Here is a 5,120-nt window from a genome sequence, read left to right on the forward strand (position 1 = left end):
GATTATACTCATATATTTTTTTACTAAATCTTTTATGTTTTCGTAAAATTGGCTCGCCAACTGATGATTTTCAACTATCCTTCATAGAATAAGCTGGCACTGCAATGCATGCAGGCATTATGCACGACTTTTAATTTGTCACCACTGTTAAATGTAATGGAGATTCGCATTGTCTAACAATCCGGTAACATCTACCGCGAAAAAACCAGACTTGGACTGGAGTCAGGTTCGCGAAACGATCAACATGCTGACCCTAGCTGTGTCTCAGGTAGAGTGCACCATGACAGACGGCGAAAAGTCAGTAACAGAGCTGACTCAGTCGTTTACCTATATTGCCAGTCAACTGAAGGAAGTTATTGATTCACATAAAGGTGAAGAAAATGACACCTCAGGAACTGACCTGGAGTCTATTAAGCTCAGTGCTGCAGAGATCCACCAGCAGATTATGAGTGCAATTGTTGCCTTCCAATTCTACGATCGACTCACTCAACGTCTAGACCACGTCAAGCGAGATCTAGGTTGGCTGAGTAATCTGGTAAGTGATCCTCAGCAACTCTACAACCCAATGGCATGGTCTAAGCTGCAAGAAGACATCATGTCGAACTACACAATGGAAGAAGAGCGCATCATGTTCCAACACATCATGAACGGCGCAAGTGTTGACGAAGCTTTGGATATTTACAAACATCACTTTAGTGCCAAAAAAGACAGCACTGACGATACCTCGGACGAAATCGAGCTTTTCTAAGGCAAGTACCTTTCAGTTAAATGCCTATTTCTATGTTTAGAAATAGGCTGAAGCGCTTTACCTATCCCTCTTCAAGCACCTCAATTACTCTTAGCTTATCATCGAGTGAGATTTTCCCTGTATTAAGTTGAACCATACTCTGTCCGAAACAAACACCAAAATCGTTTTTTCGATACTTAGCTAGCGTCTTTAGAGGCTCTTTGCCAATCTCGCCATGCTCATCAATGCAAGTCATAATACAGCGGCTACATGGCTTAACTAATGCAAACTCTATCTCACCGATAGCAATACGCTTCCACGAGTCTTCTTGAAAAGGGATATCGCCTTCAAGCACAATATTCGGCCGAAAACGGTTCATGCCAACAGGAACTTCCAAGCGGCTATTCAGGTCATCTAATGAGGCCTGGTTAGTCAATAAAATCGGGAAACCGTCAGCAAAGCTAACTTGCTGGCTCTCTGCAAAGAACTCACGGTCGACCTGGCGAAAAGTTGAGTCAGGCATATAGGCCAAAGCCACATTCACCCCCAAATAGTCTGAAATAACTTGTGTCCGGCGGTCTTGTACGGTGAGCGCACCCACTTCATCAGACCAGACACATACATCAGCTTCTTTAGAAAACTCACTTAGCGAAAAACTGACCTCAGGAATGCCCTCGTCCGATATATTTAAAGTACTACCATCAAAGCTTGCAGAAACTTTGGCTAAGGCGCTATATTTTCGCTGAGTAATAAATCGCCCGGCATCATCCACCAACATAAAACGTCGATCAAAACGCAAACCAAAGCGATCAATTTCAACTTCACTTAAGGATACCGGACCAAGAGATTTGACCGGATGAATATTCAAAGCGGAAATTTTATATTCAGACATTTAAGAAGCCTGTTCTTTGACGTAGTCAAGAACAGCTGTTGCAAGCTCATCAGGCTGAAATTTGGATAGCAAGCGATTACACCCAACTCGCTCTGCCATAGCCTGGTTAAAACTACCACTCAAAGAAGTATGCATAATTACATAAAAGTGGCTCAATCGATCATCTTTACGAATTTCAGTCGTTAGTCGATAACCATCCATTTCCGGCATCTCGGCATCTGTTAGCACAAGTAAGCATTGCTTAAGCTTTTCCGGATCATTATCCGCCCACTCCTTAAGCATTTCATAAGCTCTTAAGCCATTTGGTGCAGTAATGGTAGGTAAACCTAGCTTTTCTATCGTACCGGTCGCCTGTGCAATTGCGACCGGTGAGTCATCGACCACCAAAACAAACTTTTCTCCTAATGAATCAATCAACTCATTCTCGAGAAGCTCTTCAGAGACATCAGTTGAATACGGAGAAATATCTGACAAGACCTTCTCTACATCAATAATCTCGACAATCTGTTCCTGATAGCGTGTTATGGCCGTTAAGTAATGCGCCCTACCCGCCGCTACCGGAGGCGGCATGATATCTTCCCAATTGAGGTTAACTATTTGCTCTATTCCGGCAACCAAAAAAGCCTGCACACTTCGATTATATTCAGTGACGACAATAATGGATTCACTGTTAACCTCAAGCGGCCTCATACCAATTGCCTGACTTAAATTGATAACGGGGACAGTCTGCCCCCTAAAGTGAGTGACACCACAAATACAAGGATGACGATGAGGCATCGCAGTTAGGTTTGGTAAATTCAGAACCTCTTGAACCTTAAATACATTGATTGCAAAGGTCTGATGACCGCTAAGCTTAAACATAAGCAACTCTAAGCGATTTTCACCTACCAGCTTGGTTCTTTGATCGACCGAAGCCAAAACACCCGACATCTTACCCTCCAGGAAAGCAGCAAATTCACCGCTAAAATCTTATCATGCAAATGCTCTACGAAAAGCCAAGCCAAGCTAGGCGCGCAGATATTCATAATGTACTAAATAGCAATAAGTTTAGACCATAAAGAAGGTCTCGACTGAAGAATGAGCCGAATTTAATGATCGATAGGTAATAAAGATAAATTGGAGCGGGAAACGAGATTCGAACTCGCGACCCCAACCTTGGCAAGGTTGTGCTCTACCAGCTGAGCTATTCCCGCTTAATCTGGTGTGATTTTTTACTTGATCATACAAGAGAGAAGTAATAACACCCCTCTTAAAACCCGATTATTTACAGAGAGTTACGCCCTCAGATCGAGTGAGGGCGTATTATAGGGAGAGCATTTTTGTCATGCAAGTCCTTTAATAATAAAAAGCGTGAAAAAGATAACACTTTTGAAATCTATCTCGAACCTTGCCCGATCACCCTACAAAATCATCAGCAGACGCTTAGATTAAGCGCCCTTATCCTTTTCTTCATCTGAGGGCAGGTCATCTGTGTCACCGATATCGAAGTCTTCCAAGTTGAACTCTTCGTCATCGTCGTCATCCAGCGGGTCGCTTAGATCCAATGCATCTTCAATTTCCTTTTCCAAGTCCTCTTCAGGCTCATCCGCAGCATCCTCAATCGCTTGAGCAATATCGGCAGCCAGGTCCTCGTCATCCCCGGAAATGTCCAGCGCATCGGCCTCTTCCGGCTCATCAAGCTCAAGCTCCTGAGCGACATCACTTAAGTCATCGGTAGATAGGTCCACGACCTCTTCAGGCTCAGGCTCAGGCTCTACTAAAGGTTCGTCATCCTCTTCAAGCTCAACAAGCGGCTCGTCATCCTCTTCCAACTCAACTAGCGGCTCATCATCCTCTTCCAACTCAACAAGCGGCTCATCCTCTGGCTCCTGAGAGGCAACTGGAACTTCTTCGGGTGGCTCTTCAACAAAGTCTAAGCCATCATCCGGTTCTGCTTCGGGTTCTTCTTCCACCTCAGCACTCGCTTCAGTTTCTACATCTTCTGCAATTTCTTCAACATCCTGATCGCTCAGGATTTCTGTTTCTTCAACTTCCTCTTCTTCCTCTTTCGCCTGACGCTTTTTAAGCAAATAGAAGGCTAAGCCACCCAAGAGCAAGCCCCCTAGAACACCGCCGCCGATAATAAACCAAATCATCATATCGTCTTCTGACTCTTCTACCAGCTCTTCTTCCGCTTCGGGCTCTTCAACAGGCTCTTCCACCTCTTCCTTAACGGGCTCTTCGGCTGGCTGAGGCAGCTCTTCTTTCGCTTCCTCTTTAGGTTCTTCAGCTTTCGGCTCTTCTACCTTTTCTTCCGCAATTGCCTCTGCAGGCAACTCTTCTGGGGCATCTTCTTGCTCGTTCACTGACACGATATTATTTGAAGCACCCGCCGGTATCGGGAACTCAGCCTCAAAAGGCTTAGGCTTGAACTTGAATTTCTTTCCTTCAATCGTCTCGGCCTTTACCTTAACAGCCACTTTATACAAGCCATCGCCTTTATCTGGCTTAATCGGTAATACCCAGCGCCCCGCCTCGGCATCTAATTCCAAGGCATTGATTAAACTACTCCCATCAGGAGCATTTACCTTCGCAAATATATTGGTATCAGTCAGAGATATCGTCTCACTCATCGGCGTGACCACTAGCGCATAATGAGCTTCATCTCCTTCCCCTTTAACCGAAAATTCAAAATCAAAAGGCGCTCTCAAATTAATAATCTGGCGTTTCTTACGCTTAAAGGTTTTCCCATCAACCAAGACCGTCACTTCATACTGACCGACCTTACTTAACTTACGAATAGCTTCTCTAAAAACGCCGTCTTCAGGAACCTCATCCGACATAGACTTCTTAGCCGTTTTATTGCTTTCTGTTTTAAGCTGCAGCTGCACATCTAATAACTGCAAAAAATCAGGATTAGTAACTGTCTTCCCTTCTTCACTAAAGCTAACGTCAACATTCAAGGGATCACCAGCGAAGAAATTGACCGGTAGTTTGCTAACATTAAGCTGCAAGTTACTAACCACTGTCACCTGGCTTCCTGGTTGAACTTCGGAGTTAATCTTCCACGTGCCTTCTAAAGGACGACTGACAGTAATCAAGTCATAACCTTTATCCTGATACCATTTGATATCCTCACCCTGGTTTTCATAGCTATATACTTTTTCATCAGGAGATAGAATTTCGGTCGGAATGCTGCCATCCCCTCTAAAGATCAAAGCAGTAAATTCTTCGATGCTAGAATCGATAACAAACTCATTTCCCTCGATAGGTACCTGCTCACTAGGAACGGCCTGTTCAAGAGCTTGGAGAAAAATTCGAGTCAGGTCTTCAGGGGTCTCGGCAACCGCCGATTGTCCACCCGTTTGAATAGCTAACTTATCCATTAAGGATTTATCAGCATTTTTTGACAAAGAGATTGAATGAATCTTGGCGCCCTTCTCTTTAAAGGTAGCCATCACTGAAGTTAGAATACGCTCACGTTCTGAGGCATTTTTCTCGGGGTCTTTATCAATATCGACC

At 44.2% G+C, this 5,120-nt stretch carries 4 protein-coding genes and 1 tRNA gene; 1 reads left to right on the top strand and 4 read right to left on the bottom strand.

What is annotated here, in order from left to right; translation table 11 throughout:
- Positions 1–169 precede the first annotated feature (169 nt).
- On the top strand, positions 170–748 hold the full coding sequence (locus A3761_RS09755; RefSeq protein ID WP_082865206.1) for a hypothetical protein: 579 nt from the start codon (positions 170–172) through the stop codon (positions 746–748).
- Between the two features lie 61 nt (positions 749–809).
- Here A3761_RS09755 and A3761_RS09760 read toward each other — a convergent pair whose 3' ends face one another.
- The 4 genes from A3761_RS09760 to A3761_RS27585 all read right to left on the bottom strand — a co-directional run.
- Positions 810–1,619, bottom strand: a complete 810-nt coding sequence (locus A3761_RS09760) for an MOSC domain-containing protein (protein ID WP_068738966.1) — start codon at positions 1,617–1,619, stop codon at positions 810–812.
- Positions 1,620–2,549 carry a chemotaxis protein gene (locus A3761_RS09765; protein WP_068553498.1) on the bottom strand — a complete coding sequence of 310 codons (930 nt, stop codon included), beginning with the start codon at positions 2,547–2,549 and terminating at the stop codon, positions 1,620–1,622.
- 187 nt (positions 2,550–2,736) lie between these two features.
- Positions 2,737–2,812 (bottom strand) — tRNA-Gly (locus A3761_RS09770).
- Between the two features lie 234 nt (positions 2,813–3,046).
- Positions 3,047–5,120 (bottom strand): hypothetical protein (locus A3761_RS27585; RefSeq protein WP_068750160.1); only part of this gene is annotated, 2,074 nt, incomplete at its 5' end.

The organism is Oleiphilus sp. HI0123 (assembly GCF_001635315.1).